The organism is Flavobacterium tegetincola DSM 22377 (genome assembly GCF_000425485.1).
Lineage (GTDB): Bacteria > Bacteroidota > Bacteroidia > Flavobacteriales > Flavobacteriaceae > Flavobacterium > Flavobacterium tegetincola.
Genome location: NZ_AUDN01000020.1, coordinates 61,579 through 78,686 on the forward strand (window position 1 = coordinate 61,579; position 17,108 = coordinate 78,686).

Below are 17,108 nucleotides of genomic sequence, written 5' to 3' on the forward strand. Positions count from 1 at the left end.
AAAGTACGCAATTTCAGCCAAGCAATAAATACAACTGATGGACTATAAAAATTTTTTGGATCACGGCTTTTGGGCATTCTTTATTCCTTGTTCCCGCCATCCTCCCGCATCTGCACTAGATTGCTTCCTACGTTGGAAAGACTATGGCAGGACGCTCCTTCCTGTCGGGGATAGAAAAACAATCTTCAGGCTTCTTTTAATCCTTTTTCGCATTGCACGAATGAAAGTTTTGATTAACTTTATAACAGAAATCATAAATACGCAACCGATGATAAAAATCCTCTTTCCTACCGACTTTTCAGAAAAGGCAAACAACGCCTTTATATATGCACTAAAATGGGCCGAAAAGTACGACGCCGAGATTACCACGCTGCACGTTTACGATTTGCCAATTTTAGACATGAGTTATGTAGATGTGCCTATTTATCAAGCGGAAGTATACCAAACATTAGAACTCAACTCTTTTGAGAATTTTAAAGATCAAATTCCCGCTTTAAGAGAGGTAGCAGAAAGACACAATTTGGGACACATTCCAATTAAAAATGTGTTATTAAGTGGCGATTTAGTGTCAAATATCATAAACTTGGTGGAGTCAGAACACATTAATTTTGTGATTATGGGAACTTCTCGGGCAAGCGGTTTTAAAGAGATGTTTTTAGGAAGTAATACCGCCAATGTAATGACTGGAAGTGATGCTTGCATTATCGGAATTCCAGACGACTCCTATTACAGACCAATCCGAAAAATTTGTTACACAACACAATTTTCTGATGAGGAACAAGAAGCGCTTCGAAAATTATTGCCCATCGCTAAAAAGTTTGATGCCGAAATCGAATGCATTTTCATTCAAACCGAAGACAATGAAGTAAAGGATGTGATTGTGGCCAACTGGAAATTACTTTTTAAAGATGAAAAAGTGAGTTTTCATACCATTAAAAGTGAAAATGTAGAAGATTCCATTTTAAATTTTTTAGAAACCAATCACATTAATTTATTGGCTGTAGCCAAGCACAAACGCGGATTCTGGGACAGTCTTTTTCATGCCAGTTTGACTAAAAAATTGGCCATGAACATTCATATTCCGCTTTTAGTACTACACGACCATTGATTTTTTAGTAATTAGGAAGTAGTTACAGTATATTTGTCAAAGTTTCAATACCAGATATAATGTACCAAGAATTACAAGACCATTACCGAAGTCAATTAAAAATACGTACCCGGAAGTACAGTGCAATCAGTCTATTTAGAGTGGTAGTTGCTGTACTTTTTTTGGTAAATGCCTATTTGGCAATTGAAGCGTATCAAACCTTCCATTTCTATATCGGAATCTTACTTGTGGCTGTTTTCATCGCCGTCATGCGATTTCACAAAGCGATTGAATTAAAAAGAAAGCTGGATCAAAATCTTATGCAAATCAATACCGCCGAAGCCGCTTATATCAATGAGCAAAAACTTCCCTTTGAAAACGGATCTGAATATATTGATTTTAAGCATGAATATGCCTATGATCTAGATGTTTTTGGACCGGATTCGTTGTTCCAGCACTTAAACCGAACGGCCACTTTTATTGGTAAGAAAAGATTAGCCAACCAATTACTTGCGTGTCAAAATCAGGAACAAATATCGCTCAATCAGCAAGCTATTCAGGAATTGGCCAAAGACCTCACTTGGAGGCAAGATTTTGAAGCAATTGCCAAGTTGAGTACTGATTCCGAGAAATTGTACACCAAACTTAAAAATTGGAGTACCGCGCCAAGTGCCCCAATTGGAACTTTCATGCACGTACTTTCGTATGTTACACCACTTTTATTTATTGCAGCAATTACGACATACTTTCTTACAGAAAAATATGTTTTCTTATCGGTAAGTAGTTTTATCTTTGTTTTCAACTTGGGTTTACTGGGTAATTTCTTTAAACGCATTATGATCGAAAATGCTAATTCGGAGCATATTGACAAAACCTTGTTGCATTACAGCTCACTTTTGTCAAAAATAGAAAAAAGTACTTTTTCGTCTCCGTATTTAATTCAATTGCAGGATCAACTGCTTGCAAATAATGAAAAGACTTCGGTCAAAATTAAAAAGCTATCAGAATTATTTGCTCGGTTGGACAGTATTGGAAATTTAGTAACTACGCCTATTTTTAATGGTGTTTTTCTGTTTCACATTCATACACTAAAAGCGCTAATTGATTGGAAGAAAAAGAACGGAAGTCAATTAATGTCGGCCATTGAAGTCATGGGAGAGGTGGAAATGCTCAATAGTTTGGCAAATTTCACCTACAACAATCCCGAATATGCTTTTCCAAAATTAAATAACGATTACGCCATTGCCTTCACGGATTTAAGTCATCCTTTATTGAATAAAAAAAATAGAATAGGGAATGACGTGAATTTTTCAAAAGAAAATTTCATCATTCTCACCGGATCGAATATGTCGGGCAAAAGTACTTTTTTAAGAAGTTTAGGAATCAATATGGTTTTGGCAGGAACGGGAGCACCCGTTTGTGCATCGGAAGCGAATATTCACCCGCTAAAAGTATTAGTTTCGATGCGACTATCCGACTCATTATCCGACAGTACCTCTTATTTCTTTGCCGAAATCAAGCGTTTGAAGCAAATTATGGACAGCCTAGAAAATGAGCGATCCTTTGTGTTGCTAGACGAAATCCTCCGAGGAACCAATTCAGATGACAAACGGAATGGAACCATTGAAGTGATCAAGAAAATGATTCAGAAAAATGCCGTTGGAGCTATAGCAACTCATGATACGGAAGTGTGTTTGACTACTAATGCGTTTCCAAATCAGTTGGTAAACAAATCCTTTGAAGTAGCGATCGTGGATAATGAGTTGTTCTTTGATTACAAATTACGCGACGGTATTTGTCAAAATAAAAGTGCTACATTTATTATGAAAAAGTGGGGCGTGATCTAGTTGAATTCAATTGACAGATAGTTTTATTTACACAAATTGCACAAATTTTTACAGATGTATCTTTTTTAATTTGTGAAAATTTATGCAATCTGTGTAGCTCTTATTTTTTCGCCTACTAACTTCAACTTCCAAATTCCAACTCAATTTTCCAGCTTCCATCTTCCGATCTTCTCAACCAATCAACTGTTAAACTTAAACAAAGCCATTCTACTTTCCGGCTTTGAATTTGTAATTTAGTGCTGCTAATGAAAAAAAAAGTAGTAAAATGAGTATTCAAACCACAAATCCGTACACTAACAAAGTCGTAAAATCATTTCATCCTATAAATGAAGACGAATTAGAGCAAAAAATTACAGCAGCTCACAAAGCATATCAAAGTTGGAAAACAACACCAATTGCTGAACGTGCAAAATACCTGCATAAAGTTGCCGAACTGATGTTAGAACGCAAGCAGGAACTTGCCCAGATTATTACACTTGAAATGGGGAAACTCATTAAACAAAGTGAAGCCGAAATTGAAATGTGTGCTTCCGTTTACGCATATTATGCAGCCAATAGCGAAGAATTTCTGAAAGATAAAGAAATTGACGACGACGGCGGAAAAGCGTTTATCCGCTACACACCAAAAGGAATTATTTTGGGAGTAGAACCTTGGAATTATCCGTTCAATCAAGTGGGTCGTTTGACAGCACCCAATATTATGGCGGGAAATGTTGTGGTTATTAAGCACGCATCTAATGTGCCGCAATGTGCTCAAATGATTGAAGATTTGTTTCACGACGCCGGATTGCCAAAAGGAGTCTACACTAATTTATATTTAGAAAGTAGTCGAATTGCAAAATTGACTGAAGATCCTAGAATCGTTGCAATGTCATTGACAGGTAGTGAAAAAGCGGGAGCAAGTCTTGCTGAGAATGCGGGTAGAAATCTGAAGAAATCGGTGCTTGAATTGGGAGGAAGCGACCCTTTCATAGTTTTAGAAGATGCCGATATGGATTTAGTACTGAAAGAAATAATGATCGGACGTTTTGGAAATATGGGTCAAGCCTGTACATCGTCAAAGCGAATTATTATACACGAAAGTCTTGCAGATGAATTTACTGAAAAATTAAGTGATGAGTTGTTTCATTTAAAAGCAGGCGATCCAATGGATCCTGCTACATCGGCCGGACCAATGGTCAGTCAAGAAGCAGCAGAGCATATATTAGAGCAAGTAATGGATACCGTAAATGCTGGTGCCAAATTAATTGCCGGAGGAAAATTAATGAACCGTGAGGGCGCCTTTTTTGAACCTACGATTTTAACGGAAGTCAAATCTGGAATGAGAGCATATCACGAAGAATTATTTGGACCTGTGGCTGTAATTTATCGCGTTAAAAGCCAAGATGAGGCAATCCAACTGGCCAACGACTCTACCTTTGGTTTAGGAGGTTCAGTATTTAGTGAGGACATTGAAAGAGCGATTGACGTAGCAAGTAAAATTGATACAGGAATGGTTTTCATCAATGAACATGCGGCTTCAAAACCTGATTTACCTTTTGGAGGAACCAAACGTTCGGGATACGGAACGGAATTGTCTCCTTCTGCAGCACGGGAGTTCATGAATGAGAAATTAATTCGAATTAAAAATAGGTAATACTATTTTTCAAGTAAAAGCATAAAAAAACCGTAGCATTACACTACGGTTTTTTCTATGTATAGAAGTGTTCTACTAGTTATTTAACATTACTGGCATAACCAACATCGTTACTGTTTCTCCTTCTTCTAATCCGTCAATTGGCGTTAGAATTCCCGCACGATTGGGAAGAGACATTTCCAACATAATTTCGTCGGATTGTAAGTTGGTCAACATTTCTGTCAAGAAACGCGAGTTGAAGCCAATTTGCATATCGTCACCTTGGTAGTCACACGTCAATCGTTCTTCTGCTTTATTAGAATAATCAATATCTTCTGCTGAAATATTTAATTCGGTTCCAGCAATTTTCAATCGAATTTGGTGCGTTGTTTTGTTAGAGAAAATCGCCACACGTTTTACAGAGCTCAAGAATTGTTGTCTGTCGATCAATAATTTGTTTGGATTTTCTTTTGGAATAACCGCTTCGTAATTTGGATATTTTCCATCAATTAGACGACACATTAAAATGTAGTTGTCAAACGAAAATGTAGCATTAGAATCATTGTATTCAATCTTAATTTCTGCATCAGAAGTAGAAAGAATATTCTTTAAAATGGTCAATGGTTTTTTAGGCATGATAAAATCAGCTACTTGAGACGCTTTTACATCTGTTCGTGCATATTTTACCAATTTATGTGCGTCTGTTGCTACAAAGATCAATCCTTCCGGAGAAAATTGAAAGAAGACACCTGACATTACAGGACGTAAATCATCGTTACCTGCAGCAAAAATCGTTTTGCTAACAGCTGTAGCCAAAACACCCGCTGGAACTAAAGTTACCGATGGATCTTCTAACTGAACTGATTTTGGAAATTCTTCACCTGGTGCATACGCCAAAGCATATTTCCCTGAATTAGAACTAATTTCAATCGTACTATTTTCTTCAACGGTGAATGTCAACGGTTGTTCTGGAAAGGTTTTCAAGATCTCCAAAAGCAACTTTGCAGGCACGGCAACACTTCCGGTACTGGTGGAATCGATATCGATGGTGGATGACATCGTCGTTTCTAAATCAGAAGCAGAAACCGTTAAAACGGTTGTGTTTAATTCAAACAAAAAGTTGTCTAATATGGGTAAAGTATTGTTACTATTGATAACGCTACCTAAAACTTGTAATTGTTTTAATAAGTACGAACTCGATACGATGAACTTCATTTTCATTTATTTTTATCTCTTCGACCCTTTGTAGGCGAAAATTTTACATTGCACAAATATATCTTAATTGCTTTAATTAAAATAGTAAATTTTTAAAATTTTATTGGTACTTGCGTTTTCTAATGAACGTAAAAGCAAAACCAAATGCCGCTAGCAAAACTAATGGAATTCCGACTGTAATTATTTGAGATGTCGTATACTTTTCACTTACTTTTTGTTCATCAAGTAAAGGCAGCTCTACATTTTTACTTCGAATATTGATTAAACCTTCGTCATCCAATAAGTAATTGATACTGTTGATTAAAAAATCTTTATTCCCGTACACTTGTTGTGTCCATTGGTCGTAACCATTCAGTACCGGTTTTTTATTGACGTACATATAATTGACAATATCGCCATCAGCAATTACAATCATTTTTGTAGCCACTCCTTGGTCTTTATTGTCAGAAATTTTAAAGGGTTTTACACGATTATTGTACACCGAAGTAAATTTACCTTCTAATAAAGTACCGATAATTTGATTTCCTTCGTTAAATTTACTTTCGTCCAAATCGTCCATAAATTGATCCAAACCAATTAAAATTGGCGCACCAACTGCCTTGGATTGTGGCGAACTTTTTAAAAGAACGGTCTTTTTAATGCCGTTTTTCAACGTATCCATTTGATTGGCAAATTCTAATTTTACCAAATTAATATTTTTGTTAATCGGATGATTTTCTTCCGACCTTACCGTGGGCGAATACAACCAATCTATTGGGAAATCCTCACCAGTTTCTGACTTGGCGGTTATTGGCGTAGAAAGTAAATCTTGCACCAATCGCGGATTAATACGAACACCGTATTTAAAAAACAAGTCGTCTAGATTTAGATTTCTAGGAAAAGCAACGGTTTGCTGGTCTGCATTTTGCAAGCTGTCTAAATCAACCGTTACTTGATCCATCAGCCACATGGTTTTTCCACCTTGCATAATGTATTGATCTAAAATATATTTTTCCTCGTCCGAAAAGGCTTGCGTCGGTTTTACAATCAAAGCCATATCAAAACGCTTCAGATTTTCTAGCGTTTTGGGCAAATCATTGGTCAAAGAATCCAAGTTGAATTCGCCCAGAGCGTAATATTCTTTTGCATTCAAAAGCAAATCCGACATATATTTATCAGCGATTTGACCATTACCTTTTAAAATTGCAATACGTTTTTTCTTTTCTGAAGTCAATTTTGTAATGGCGTCCGTAAATGCATACTCTAATAATTGAACCGATTTATTGATGTTTTCTTCCGGTTTATTTCCGTAATTATTCACTAAAAGTGGTACTCGAACTGATTTTTCGCCCATATTGGCGATTGCCCAAGGAAAAATCTGAATGAGTTCTTTTTTACCTTTATTATTTTGGTTGATATTCGTAGGCGAAAATCCCAAACCGATTAATTCAGCAGCAAATTGGTCTGCATTGGCTTCATCAGCATTTGGATTGTTGAATTTGAATATAATGTTGCTATTGTACGCTTTGTACTCTTCTAATAATTGATACGTTTCGCTTTGCAAACGTTTAAATTCTACCGGGAAATCGCCGTCCAAAAACACATCAATGTTGATGGGTTCTTTTACATTTTTCAGTAGATTTAAAGTCGTTTCCGACAAGGTATAGCGTTGATCTGAAGTCAAATCAAAACGCTTGAAAAATTGGGAACTGATAGCGTTTACAATAATTAAAGCAACGATAGTTAGTCCTAAATGTTTGATATTTTTCTTGGTATAAGTAGTCATTAGGATTTTAGTGCTTTTAATTTATAAATCGTTAATGCTAAAAATAGTACAGATATACTTACAAAGTAAATGATATCTCTTGTGTCCAAAACGCCTCTGGCCATACTTTTAAAATGCGCATCCATGCCAATTCCAGAAACCGCAGATTGAAACGAGCCAAAATAACTGGCAATTCCTTCAAAGCCAAAATAGAAAATAAAACAAAGGAAAACAGCTAAAATAAAAGCTACGATTTGATTTTCGGATAGAGTAGAGGTAAAAATTCCAATGGAAGCATACGCTGCAATTAGGAAAAACAGTCCGAAATAGGAACCCAAGGTACTGCCTAAATCAATGTTTCCTTCGGGCAATCCAAGACCGTAAACCACCCAAACATATAATACAGTGGGAATAATGGCAATGGCAATCAAGAGCAAAGCGGCAAAAAATTTACCATTAACAATTGCTGCAATTGACAACGGTTTTGTCAATAGAAGTTCTAAAGTTCCTTGTTTTCTTTCGTCTGAAAAACTCCGCATGGTAACTGCAGGAATTAGAAATATTAAAATCCAAGGTGCCAGCGTAAAAAACGGACTTAAATCCGCAAATCCGCTGTTTAAAATATTGAAATCACCATCAAAAACCCACAGAAATAATCCGTTGAGAATTAAGAAAATGGCAATCACTAAATAACCAATTGGCGAACCAAAAAAGGAATTTATTTCACGAAATAATATGGCTTTCATACGTATTGTTTAATAGGTTTAAGGTTCAAGGTTTAAAAGTTGCGTAAACTTTAAACTTTAAACAAGAGAAACTAATTTATCCACACTCCAGGCTTGCGGTTTATCATTGAATAATTTTTTTGTAAACGCCCACACTTCTTTAAACAATTCAGAATGGCGGTAATTCTCTAAATCCGATTCGTGTTCCCAATAACTGTAGGTAAAAAACAAGTCGGGATTGTCTTTATCTTGATACAGTTCTAATAAACGGTTTCCCGGAGCATTTCGTATCTTATCTTTATTTTGTTCGAAATTTTCCAGAAAAGCGGGAATATTTTCTTGGTGAAAAGATAATTTTACAATTCGTACAAACATATAATTACTATTTTATTTAAAAATAATTTCAACAGTGTCGCGGTAATTTAATCCAAACAAACTTGCCGCACAGCCCACTGTTTTTGGATTGCTTCTAAAAACGCCCAATTCCAAATAATTGGCTTCATTAAAAATAGCCACACGTTGACCGTCGTAAATATCGTTTGAATAATCCACGTTATTGATGATTTCAGAGTATTTAGGATAAATGGTTTTTATAGGAGCTTTCTTTTTTATAACTGCTTTGGCATTAAAAAATATCTCATAAGGCCGGCCTTGACCAATTTCTAAAAATAATTTTTTTGAAATATTGGTTACTACATTGCCAAAATGATCAATGTAAATAATACAGCCTTTAATAACGGCGTTTCCTTCTACAGAAGCTTGTAATTGTGTAACCACTTTCAAAGCATTGATTTCTTTTCCAATTACATTGAGTAAGCCGCCTTTGGCTATGTGCGTTGCTACGGTCACAAAAACATCGAGGTCCGTGGCATCAAGATGCAACCGATCGTGAATGTTGATGGCATACATTTTTTCGGGCGTAATTTTTTGGGTCAAAATACTCAAAATACCGTTATCCGCTGCAATGAAATAATGATCGTTCCACTGCATTGCAATGTGTTGGTTTTCCTTATTCATTTCTGCATCTACACCAATTAAATGAACGGTTCCTTTTGGAAAACTGGAATACGCAGCTTCAATAAGGTAACTGGCTTGGGCTACATTAAATGGATCCACATCATGAGAAATATCAATTAGCGTCGCATCGGGTAATTGCGACACAATTTTCCCTTTCAAAGCGCCCACAAAGTGGTCCTTTAATCCATAATCGGTAAGAAGGGTAATTATTGACATAAAAATGTTTAATTTTATAAATTGTGGAACTCAAAAAAATGCTAAATTTGAGAATCGCAAAGCTAATAATTATCAGCGACTATTTTTAATTAAATACTATTCCATTTGAACGAAAGAACTATTGAACTCGTAGATATCGCTCCCAAAGACTTTTGGGGTGCTCAAGACATTCATCTTGAAACGATAAAAAAATACTATCCGAAGCTTAAAATTGTAGCGCGAGGAACGACTCTAAAAGCCTTTGGCGAGAAAGAAGTCTTGGACGAATTTGAAAACCGATTCAACCGCTTGCTGGTGCATTTTTCCCGATACAATCGCATTGACAACAATGTAATTGAACGCGTCATTGAAGGTGAACATCAACCATCTGAACGCATGAATGACATGGACAAAATTCTGGTTCACGGTGTAGCTGGAAAAATCATCAAGGCAATGACGCCAAACCAAATGTTATTGGTGGAAACCATGGGCAAGAACGATATGGTTTTTGCAGTTGGCCCAGCAGGAACTGGTAAAACGTACACGGGTGTTGCAATGGCTGTTAAAGCATTGAAGGAAAAACAAGTAAAGCGTATTATACTGACTCGTCCTGCGGTGGAAGCTGGTGAAAATCTTGGTTTTCTACCTGGCGATATGAAGGAAAAATTGGATCCGTACATGCAACCGCTATATGATGCGTTGCGCGACATGTTGCCCAATGAAAAACTTGAAGATTACATCTTGAAAGGAATCATTCAAATTGCACCTTTAGCTTTTATGCGAGGAAGAACGTTAGACCACGCTTTTGTAATTTTAGATGAAGCACAAAACACCACACATTCTCAAATGAAAATGTTTTTGACCCGTATGGGAAAAAGTGCGAAGTTTATGATTACAGGAGATCCAGGTCAAGTAGATTTGCCAAGACGTACTATTTCGGGACTGAAAGAAGCTTTATTGGTGCTGAAAGACGTGGAAGGTATTGGAATTATTTACCTAGACGATAAAGACATCGTGCGACACCGATTGGTTAAAAAAGTGATTGATGCGTACAAGCAAATAGAAAATAACGATTAAATTTATTTTTACTTCAAAAGACACTTTTTATAGGTGTCTTTTTTTGTTAAATTTGCAACAGCAATATCAATAACGAAAAACAACTAACTACTTAAGTTTTCTAAAAATTCCTCTTTTTGAGGGTTTACGGAAGGAACTAACACCAACTACAATGAAGTCTACAATAACAGCAACTGCTTTTAATTTTCCAAAACAGAAGAATGTATACCACGGTAAAGTGCGTGATGTGTACAACATTAACGATGAACTTTTAGTAATGATTGCTACTGACCGACTTTCGGCTTTTGATGTGGTCTTGCCAAAAGGAATTCCTTATAAAGGACAGATTTTGAATCAAATTGCCACCAAAATGATGGATTTGACCAAAGATATAGTTCCCAATTGGTTGATTGCCACGCCGGATCCAAATGTAGCTGTTGGTCATTTATGCGAGCCTTTTAAGGTGGAAATGGTAATTAGAGGTTACCTTGCAGGTCATGCTGCTCGTGAATATGCACTTGGAAAAAGAAGTATTTGTGGCGTGTATATGCAAGAAGGTTTAAAAGAAAACGATAAATTTCCCGAAGCAATAATTACACCTTCTACCAAAGCAGATAATGGTTCGCACGACGAAGATATTTCGCGTGAAGAAATACTGACAAAAGGAATTGTTTCTGAAGAAGATTATCTGGTTTTAGAACAATTTACGCGTGCTTTATTTCAGCGAGGAACTTCCATTGCTGCAGCTAGCGGACTAATTTTAGTAGATACGAAGTACGAATTTGGTAAAACAAAAGATGGAAAAATTGTATTGATCGACGAAATTCATACCCCTGATTCTTCCCGCTATTTTTATTCGGAAGGTTATCAGGAGCGTCAAAATAACGGTGAGGAACAAAAACAATTGTCCAAAGAATTTGTGCGTCAATGGTTGATTGCAAACAATTTTCAAGGAAAAGAAGGTCAACAAATTCCCGATATGACTCAAGAATATGTCGATTCGGTTTCCGAACGGTATATTGAATTATTTGAAAAAATTGCAGGACAGGAATTTGTAAAAGCTGACATCTCAAATATTAACGATCGAATTGAGAAAAATGTTTTGGATTATTTGGAAAAGCATTTGAAATAAGAATAACAATTAGGTAAAATGTAAAATGCCCTGAAATAGTAGAGTACTAGTTCAGGGCATTTTCATTATAAAGTAAAAACGATTATTTTTTATCCTTACGTTTCTTCGCTTGTGTTTTTAGCATATTTCTATTCACAGAACCGTGGGTTTTCTTTTTGGTTTTTGAAGGACCACCTAAATTAACCTTTTTGTTTTTCTTGTCCTTTTCATGGAATGCACCATCGCCTTTTAAGTTTACTTTTTTCATCAAGAACTTAATTGGTTGCTTGTCTTTTTCAGGACCGATTAGCAAACTAGACACTTCTACAGTTGATGGAAAATCAATTGTAGGAATTTCATAATTCATTAATAATTCTGCCTCTGCTTTAAAATCTTGCTCGCGCTGCGTTACCATACTGATTGAAGTTCCTGTAGCGTCTGCTCGACCCGTTCTACCAATTCTGTGCATGTACAATTCAGGAAGTTCTGGCATTTCAAAGTTAACTACGTGTGTAATATTTGAAATGTCCAATCCACGCGCCATGATATCTGTGGTAATAATTCCACGCAATTGATTATCTTGGAAATTAGCCATCGTAGTCAATCGATAATTCTGCGATTTATTAGAGTGAATCACGCCAAACTGACCTTCAAAATTGGGCTCAATTCGTTCATGCAGCATGTCGGCAATCTTCTTATTGTTTACAAAAACCAGAACCCTTTGCATGGTTTCATCAGTTTCCAATAAATGTTTTAATAAATTTATTTTAGTATTGAAATTGACTACATCATAAGAAACTTGTTCAATGTTTTCTAACGGAGTTCCCGAAGCTGCAAGTGTAACTTCTTCTGGATAGTCAAAATAATCTTCCAAAATGGCATCCACTTCGTCCGTCATGGTTGCTGAAAATAAGATGTTTTGTCGCTTACGGTCCATCATTGATAGGATAGAGGTCAATTGTACTCTAAAACCTAGGTTCAACATCTCGTCAAATTCATCAATGACTAATTTTTGAGTTTCGTCAAAGCGAATTACACTGTCCAAAGCTAAATCCATTACACGACCTGGAGTTCCAACCAAAATATCAATTCCTTCGTAAACGGCTTTTTTCTGTGTATTGATATTTACACCTCCAAAAATCCCTAAGGTGGAAACTGACATGTATTTTGTTAGTTTTTCAATCTCGGCTACCACTTGGACTACAAGCTCACGAGTGGGTACAAGGATGACAATTTTAGGTGTGTTGGTAGGGGTAAATTTATATAATTTCAATAACGGTAAAAGATATGCAAAAGTCTTACCTGTTCCCGTTTGAGCAATTCCCATCATATCCCGACCAGACATAATTGTTGCAAAAGATTTTTCCTGAATAGGAGTGGGTGTGGTAAATCCTAATTCATCAATTGCTTTCTGTACTGATTTGGGAAGATTAAATTGTTCAAAAGTTGTCATTCGCTATTTTTTTGCAAAGATACGCTTTTTGCATTTAACAAATTTTTGAAGTTTTAAAAAAATTAAGCTTCGGATTAACCAATAAAAAAGAGACTAGATGGCACAACGGAAAATATTTAGCGTGTTGCAAATTTATATTTATTTAGAATAACTATAAATAAATCTTGCAGAACCGAAATTGACACTGTACATTTGCATCGTTATATTAATTAAATCTAAATAACTATATGAAATTTTCTAACTATGCCTTGGGAGCTGTAGCATTGAGTTTAACTTTTTTTACATCTTGTTCCAATGATGATACTGATTCAAATGCATCAAATTATGTAATTCCAACTACTTATACTTTCGAAAGAAACGGAAACACTACAATTGATTTTTCGGGTCAAACAACGCGTTTGCAAATGTTGGACGAAATGGGAGCTAAATTTAATACGGCAGCGGCAAATGGAACAGCGTTGGATGCGGTAGAGTTACAAAATATGTTCAGTAATACCAATACTCCTTTTGCTGTGGCAGATTTAAATAGTTCTGGAAAAAATATTAAAAGTAAAACAGCAGCATCGTCGGATTATTTTACTTTGTTTTTAGGAGGTGGATCTACAGTTGAGAAGACGGCAGTTCAAGCATTTTTTGAAACTCAATTTACAAATGGTGCAGCAGCAAGTCAAGGAAATGCAGCTTCTGCAGGAGTTGCAGGTTCGTATTTGGACGGTAGCAAAGTGCGTCTTTTTGCAGCTAATGGTTTGGAACCACAGCAAATTTTATTGAAAGGTTTGATGGGTGCTATGATGATGGATCAAATCTCTAACCAATATTTATCCGTAAATACATTGGACAATGCTTCAGCGCGTGTGGAAAATAGCAACAAGGTTTTAGCTGAAAATGCTAATTTCACTACGATGGAACATTATTGGGATGAAGCGTATGGCTACGTTTACGGTGCTGATATTGCGTCAACTAATTCTTTAAAATACTGGAGTTCGTACATTGAACAAGTTAATGCGGATGCTGATTTTAATACTGTAAGCGCAAATATCAATCTTGCATTTCGCAAAGGTCGTGCAGCAATTGTGGCTAACGATTATGTAGTGCGTGACCAACAAATTGATATCATTCAAAAGAATTTGGCTTTAGTTGCTGCAGTACGAGCGGTGTATTACATGCAAGAAGGTAAAGTAAAATTAGTGGAAGACAATGGAGCAAAGGCATTTCATGCATTGTCTGAAGGTTACGGTTTTATTATGTCCTTGAGATATACGCGTCAGCCAGGAACAGATGTGCCTTATTTTAGTAAGGAAGAAATAAACACAATGTTGGCTTCATTAACCAGTGGTACAAATGGTTTATGGGACATTGATACTTTAACTCCAAAATTAGATGCAATTTCTGCACAAATTGCGAGTCGATTTGGATTTAGTGTCGCTCAAGCGAGTACAGTAAATTAATTTAGAATAAATACAGATAGATTGTTTTTGAATGCTTAATTTTGCACCAAATTTGAAATTCATATGAAAAAACTGATTTTAGTAGTAAGTTTTGTAAGTGCTTTAGCGGCATGTTCGTCTAGTGACACGGATTCTACCTCGCAAGGAGACAGCTTTAATCGCACCACGTTATTGACTCATTGGGCAGATGACTTGATCATTCCAGCGTTTCAAAATTACAACAGTAAATTGACTGTGTTGACTGCTGATGTAAGTACTTTTAACACCAATCCTAGTGCAGAAAATTTAGCTTTAGCAAGAACTTCTTGGATCGAAGCTTATAAAGCATACCAACAAGTAATGTTGTTTAATGTAGGAAAAGCAGCTGATATTAATTTTAAAGAAGCAGCCAATACGTATCCAACCGATGTAGCAGGAATCGAGCAAAATATTACGGCTGGAACGTATAATCTAGAATTATTATCGCAATTTTCAAAGCAAGGTTTTCCAGCTTTAGATTATTTGTTGAATGGTTTGGGAAATTCGGATACTGAAATTGTTGGCTTCTATACCACTAATGCGAAAGCAAATGCTTACAAAAATTATTTGGTAGATTTAGTTACTGCTTTGAATTCAAAAGGCGGAGCTGTTTTAGCAGATTGGAATGGTGCATATCGTAATACTTTTATTGCAAGTAACGGAACCGCAGTTAGTAGTTCGACCAATAAAATGACCAATATTTTTGTTAAAAACTTTGAAAAAGACATCCGAACAGGTAAAATTGGAATTGCCGCTGGTATATTTTCTAATGGCAATCTATTTCCAGAAAAAGTGGAAGCTTTCTTTAAAAAAGACATTTCAAAAGTATTGTTAAACACGTCAATTCAAGCGCAACAAGATTTCTTTAATGGAAACGATTTTAATGGTTCAGGTACTGGTCCAAGTTTAAAATCGTACTTGGATGATGTAAAAGCGGTTAGAAACGGACAAAATTTAAGTACGATCATTAACGATCAATTTGCCGTGATCTTTGATTCCAATCAAACTTTGAACGATAATTTTGCGCAGCAAGTAAGTTCTAATAATGCAAAAATGATTGAAGCTTACGATGCCTTGCAACAGAATGTGATTTATTTTAAATTGGACATGATGCAAGCATTGAATATTACAATTGACTATGTTGATGGCGACGGCGATTAATTTAATATGAATCAACGCATACATACATATCTCAATACGTACACATCAACCGCAACGCTAGCTTTTTTTAGGCTAGCGTTTGGTTTAATGATGCTCATGAGTCTGATTCGATTTGCAGCGTACGGATGGATTGAAAAGTTCTACATTAAACCTCAATTTCATTTTAGCTACTATGGTTTTGAATGGATAAAACCTTTGGGAAATTACACATATTTAATTTACATATTGGCAGGTATTGCAGCATTTTTTGTGGCAATAGGTTTCAAATACCGTATTGCAATAATTACCTTCTTTTTGGCATTTACATACATTGAGTTGATGGATAAAACTTATTACCTTAATCATTATTACTTCATGTCGCTGGTTAGTTTTGTGCTCATTTTCCTTCCGGCAAACGCCTATTTTTCGGTCGACGCTTACCAAAATAAAGAGTTGGCTTTCGCCAAAATTCCCCGATGGAATCTTGATATTTTAAAAGTAATGCTTGCCGTAGTGTACTTTTATGCCGGTTTGGCAAAAATTAATTCCGATTGGTTGATGGAAGCGATGCCATTAAGAATTTGGCTTCCAACAAATGCCGACTTGCCGCTGATTGGTTCTTATTTAAAAGAAACATGGGTCGCTTATTTCTTCAGTTGGTTTGGTATGGTATACGATTTAGGAATTGTATTTCTTTTGTTGTACAAACGTACGCGCTTATTTGGATTTTTCTTTGTTGTTGTTTTTCACGTATTTACGCGCATTTTATTCCCGATTGGAGTATTCCCTTACGTGATGATCATTAGCACATTGATTTTCTTTGATGCCAATTTCCATAAAAAAATTCTGTATTATATTTCAAATTGGTTTAAAATTTCTACTACCATTTGGGAGAATAATAAAACTAAAGCAGCCACTTTTACGAATCTATACCAAACGAAGTTGATTTTCTTGAGTTTCTTTCTACTGCTTCAATTGGTATTTCCGTTTCGGTACTTGCTGTATCCAAATGAATTATTTTGGACGGAAGAAGGATTTCGATTTTCGTGGCGTGTTATGTTGATGGAAAAAGCCGGTTATACTGAATTTAAAGTCACAGACGCCATTTCAAAAAAGACAATTTATGTAGATAACAGCGCGTTTCTCACCCGATTTCAGGAAAAGCAAATGTCGTTTCAACCGGATTTTATCGTACAATACGCCAATCACTTACATAATTATTATAAAAAACAAGGAATCAATAATCCCATCGTCACTGCCGAAAGTTATGTCGCATTGAACGGACGCTTAAGTCAGCGGTACATTGATCCAACAATAAATTTAGCACAAGAACATGATACATTTCAGCACAAAACCTGGATTTTGCCTTTCAATGATTCCATCAAAGGGTTTTAGTTTATCGTTTTTTCTTCTCTTTTCAGTTGTCCTTTTTGGTCA

At 35.9% G+C, this 17,108-nt stretch carries 14 protein-coding genes; 8 read left to right on the plus strand and 6 right to left on the minus strand.

What is annotated here, in order from left to right; translation table 11 throughout:
- The first annotated feature begins 268 nt into the window (after positions 1 to 268).
- From H602_RS0104285 to H602_RS0104300, 3 genes are all read left to right on the plus strand, one after another.
- Entirely contained in the window at positions 269 to 1,108 is an 840-nt protein-coding gene (locus H602_RS0104285) for a universal stress protein (protein ID WP_026976899.1), read from the plus strand.
- Positions 1,109 to 1,167: 59 nt separating this feature from the next.
- Positions 1,168 to 2,934, plus strand: a complete 1,767-nt coding sequence (locus H602_RS0104290; protein ID WP_035758893.1) for a MutS-related protein — start codon at positions 1,168 to 1,170, stop codon at positions 2,932 to 2,934.
- 265 nt (positions 2,935 to 3,199) lie between these two features.
- Complete coding sequence (locus tag H602_RS0104300) at positions 3,200 to 4,570, plus strand: NAD-dependent succinate-semialdehyde dehydrogenase (RefSeq protein WP_026976901.1); 1,371 nt, start codon at positions 3,200 to 3,202, stop codon at positions 4,568 to 4,570.
- A gap of 75 nt (positions 4,571 to 4,645) precedes the next feature.
- On the opposite strand, the gene dnaN is transcribed toward H602_RS0104300, so the two are convergent.
- From dnaN to H602_RS0104325, 5 genes are all read right to left on the minus strand, one after another.
- On the minus strand, positions 4,646 to 5,764 hold the full coding sequence (dnaN, locus tag H602_RS0104305; protein ID WP_026976902.1) for a DNA polymerase III subunit beta: 1,119 nt from the start codon (positions 5,762 to 5,764) through the stop codon (positions 4,646 to 4,648).
- Between the two features lie 100 nt (positions 5,765 to 5,864).
- Entirely contained in the window at positions 5,865 to 7,529 is a 1,665-nt protein-coding gene (gene gldG / locus H602_RS0104310; RefSeq protein WP_026976903.1) for a gliding motility-associated ABC transporter substrate-binding protein GldG, read from the minus strand.
- Complete coding sequence (gldF, locus tag H602_RS0104315) at positions 7,529 to 8,254, minus strand: gliding motility-associated ABC transporter permease subunit GldF (protein ID WP_026976904.1); 726 nt, start codon at positions 8,252 to 8,254, stop codon at positions 7,529 to 7,531. The genes gldG and gldF overlap by 1 nt, the downstream gene beginning before the upstream one ends.
- A gap of 57 nt (positions 8,255 to 8,311) precedes the next feature.
- Entirely contained in the window at positions 8,312 to 8,608 is a 297-nt protein-coding gene (locus H602_RS0104320; RefSeq protein ID WP_026976905.1) for a putative quinol monooxygenase, read from the minus strand.
- A 12-nt stretch (positions 8,609 to 8,620) separates the two neighbouring features.
- Positions 8,621 to 9,466, minus strand: coding sequence for an SAM hydrolase/SAM-dependent halogenase family protein (locus tag H602_RS0104325; protein WP_026976906.1), 846 nt, complete (start codon positions 9,464 to 9,466; stop codon positions 8,621 to 8,623).
- 105 nt (positions 9,467 to 9,571) lie between these two features.
- Between H602_RS0104325 and H602_RS0104330 the strand changes: the two genes are divergently transcribed.
- On the plus strand, positions 9,572 to 10,522 hold the full coding sequence (locus tag H602_RS0104330) for a PhoH family protein (protein ID WP_026976907.1): 951 nt from the start codon (positions 9,572 to 9,574) through the stop codon (positions 10,520 to 10,522).
- A 151-nt stretch (positions 10,523 to 10,673) separates the two neighbouring features.
- Positions 10,674 to 11,633 (plus strand): phosphoribosylaminoimidazolesuccinocarboxamide synthase, encoded by a 960-nt coding sequence (locus H602_RS0104335; protein WP_026976908.1) that lies wholly within the window; start codon positions 10,674 to 10,676, stop codon positions 11,631 to 11,633.
- An 82-nt stretch (positions 11,634 to 11,715) separates the two neighbouring features.
- On the opposite strand, the gene H602_RS0104340 is transcribed toward H602_RS0104335, so the two are convergent.
- A complete protein-coding gene (locus H602_RS0104340; RefSeq protein WP_026976909.1) occupies positions 11,716 to 13,065 on the minus strand; it encodes a DEAD/DEAH box helicase in 1,350 nt (449 codons plus the stop codon).
- Between the two features lie 227 nt (positions 13,066 to 13,292).
- Here H602_RS0104340 and H602_RS0104345 point away from each other — a divergent pair, with 227 nt between their 5' ends.
- From H602_RS0104345 to H602_RS0104355, 3 genes are all read left to right on the plus strand, one after another.
- Positions 13,293 to 14,513: a DUF4856 domain-containing protein gene (locus tag H602_RS0104345; RefSeq protein ID WP_035758895.1), complete on the plus strand. Its 1,221-nt coding sequence runs from the start codon at positions 13,293 to 13,295 to the stop codon at positions 14,511 to 14,513.
- Between the two features lie 63 nt (positions 14,514 to 14,576).
- On the plus strand, positions 14,577 to 15,692 hold the full coding sequence (locus tag H602_RS0104350; RefSeq protein ID WP_026976911.1) for an imelysin family protein: 1,116 nt from the start codon (positions 14,577 to 14,579) through the stop codon (positions 15,690 to 15,692).
- A gap of 6 nt (positions 15,693 to 15,698) precedes the next feature.
- Positions 15,699 to 17,066, plus strand: coding sequence for an HTTM domain-containing protein (locus H602_RS0104355; RefSeq protein WP_026976912.1), 1,368 nt, complete (start codon positions 15,699 to 15,701; stop codon positions 17,064 to 17,066).
- Positions 17,067 to 17,108: the final 42 nt, after the last annotated feature.

Excerpts from the sequence above, each read along its gene's own strand:
- H602_RS0104325 (WP_026976906.1), bottom strand. The coding sequence starts at position 9,466 with ATGTCAATAATTACCCTTCTTACCGATTATGGATTAAAGGACCACTTT.
- H602_RS0104285 (WP_026976899.1), top strand. The coding sequence starts at position 269 with ATGATAAAAATCCTCTTTCCTACCGACTTTTCAGAAAAGGCAAACAAC.
- gldF (WP_026976904.1), bottom strand. The coding sequence starts at position 8,254 with ATGAAAGCCATATTATTTCGTGAAATAAATTCCTTTTTTGGTTCGCCA.
- dnaN (WP_026976902.1), bottom strand. The coding sequence starts at position 5,764 with ATGAAGTTCATCGTATCGAGTTCGTACTTATTAAAACAATTACAAGTT.
- H602_RS0104335 (WP_026976908.1), top strand. The coding sequence starts at position 10,674 with ATGAAGTCTACAATAACAGCAACTGCTTTTAATTTTCCAAAACAGAAG.
- H602_RS0104300 (WP_026976901.1), top strand. The coding sequence starts at position 3,200 with ATGAGTATTCAAACCACAAATCCGTACACTAACAAAGTCGTAAAATCA.
- H602_RS0104355 (WP_026976912.1), top strand. The coding sequence starts at position 15,699 with ATGAATCAACGCATACATACATATCTCAATACGTACACATCAACCGCA.
- gldG (WP_026976903.1), bottom strand. The coding sequence starts at position 7,529 with ATGACTACTTATACCAAGAAAAATATCAAACATTTAGGACTAACTATC.
- H602_RS0104350 (WP_026976911.1), top strand. The coding sequence starts at position 14,577 with ATGAAAAAACTGATTTTAGTAGTAAGTTTTGTAAGTGCTTTAGCGGCA.
- H602_RS0104340 (WP_026976909.1), bottom strand. The coding sequence starts at position 13,065 with ATGACAACTTTTGAACAATTTAATCTTCCCAAATCAGTACAGAAAGCA.
- H602_RS0104345 (WP_035758895.1), top strand. The coding sequence starts at position 13,293 with ATGAAATTTTCTAACTATGCCTTGGGAGCTGTAGCATTGAGTTTAACT.
- H602_RS0104320 (WP_026976905.1), bottom strand. The coding sequence starts at position 8,608 with ATGTTTGTACGAATTGTAAAATTATCTTTTCACCAAGAAAATATTCCC.
- H602_RS0104290 (WP_035758893.1), top strand. The coding sequence starts at position 1,168 with ATGTACCAAGAATTACAAGACCATTACCGAAGTCAATTAAAAATACGT.